The sequence below is a fragment of the Aquitalea sp. S1-19 genome (assembly GCF_024343515.1).
Genome location: NZ_RJTZ01000308.1, coordinates 1 through 1,397, shown reverse-complemented (window position 1 = coordinate 1,397; position 1,397 = coordinate 1). Strand labels below are relative to the sequence as shown.

Genomic DNA, 1,397 nt, shown 5'->3' with positions numbered 1-1,397 from the left:
GTGGCAGGCATTGACTTCCTCGGCTAGGTCAATATAATTCGCACTTCGTTACAGCAATGTAGCGCAGATCATACAGTAAAGCGAGGCCCAGGTGGCGGAATTGGTAGACGCACTAGGTTCAGGTCCTAGCGCCCGCAAGGGTGTGGAAGTTCGAGTCTTCTCTTGGGCACCAACAGATATTTAAGTCATTGAGTTTTGCTCAATGGCTTTTTTATCGTCCATATTCTGCTCCCCCCTCTTCTATTTATTTCCCTCGCCAAACAAACCCGATAAAAAGCCCGATAAAAAGCCCGACAAGCGCTAGCCTGCCGGGCAATCTTTACACCTTAATCAAGGCAGGCTTAAATTCAAACCCGCCCCGATCATTCCCATCAGAAGAATACCAGCGTCAGGATGCCGAATACCGGCAGCAGGAAGCAGATGGACCAGCCCATATAACCGAAGAAGCTAGGCATTTTCACGCCACGCTGCTCGGCAATGGCCTTGACCATAAAGTTGGGGGCATTACCGATATAGGTATTGGCGCCCATAAAGACCGCACCCATGGAAATGGCCAGCAAGGTATCCGCCATCGGCCCCATCATGGTCTGTGCATCACCATGCGCGAGGTTGAAGAACACCAGATAGGTCGGCGCATTATCCAGGAAGCTGGACAAGACACCCGTCATCCAGAAATACATGGTATCGATCGGCGCACCCGAACTGTCCGACACCATATGCACCAATGGTGCCAGATGGCCATCGGTACCGGCCTTGAGAATGGCAATCACTGGAGCAATGGTGACAAAGATACCGGCAAACAGCTTGCCGACTTCCAGAATCGGGTCCCAGTTGAAATCGTTTCCGGCACGCACTTGCTTGGGCGTCAGTTTCAGCGAGACCGCCGCGATCATCAGCAACAGCACATCGCGTACGATATTCTGCAGTTCCCAATGCGTGCCCATCACATCAAAACTGATACCTGGCTTCCAGAAACCGGACAGCAGCACACCACCGACAACCCCTGCCAGCAGGAAGAAGTTGAATTTGCCGTGGATCTTGATCGGGCTGTCCTTGGTCTTGTCGACCGGCAACACACCTTCCTTGGCAAAGAAGTAGCTGTCCACGGCAAAGAAAATCGCCAGCAGGGAGAGCGAAGTCAGCAGCACCGGCAAGGCCATATGCTGCAAGGTCCAGCCGAAGGTCACACCCTTGAGGAAGCCGAGGAAGAGCGGCGGATCACCCAGCGGGGTCAGACCGCCACCGACGTTGGCAACCAGGAAGATGAAGAACACGACTACATGCACATTGTGCTTGCGGTTGTCGTTGGCCTTGAGCAATGGGCGGATCAGCAGCATCGCCGCACCGGTGGTCCCCATAATGGAAGCTAGCACAGTACCGATAGCCAGGATCGTGGT

1 protein-coding gene and 1 tRNA gene are annotated in these 1,397 nt (G+C 53.8%); one reads left to right on the top strand and one right to left on the bottom strand.

Annotation, left to right across the window (positions count from 1 at the left end):
* Positions 1-85 precede the first annotated feature (85 nt).
* Positions 86-172: transfer RNA gene (locus EGI20_RS18680), tRNA-Leu, on the top strand.
* 199 nt (positions 173-371) lie between these two features.
* Here the strand turns inward: EGI20_RS18680 and EGI20_RS18675 are convergent.
* Positions 372-1,397 (bottom strand): sodium:proton antiporter (locus EGI20_RS18675; RefSeq protein WP_498632832.1); only part of this gene is annotated, 1,026 nt, incomplete at its 5' end.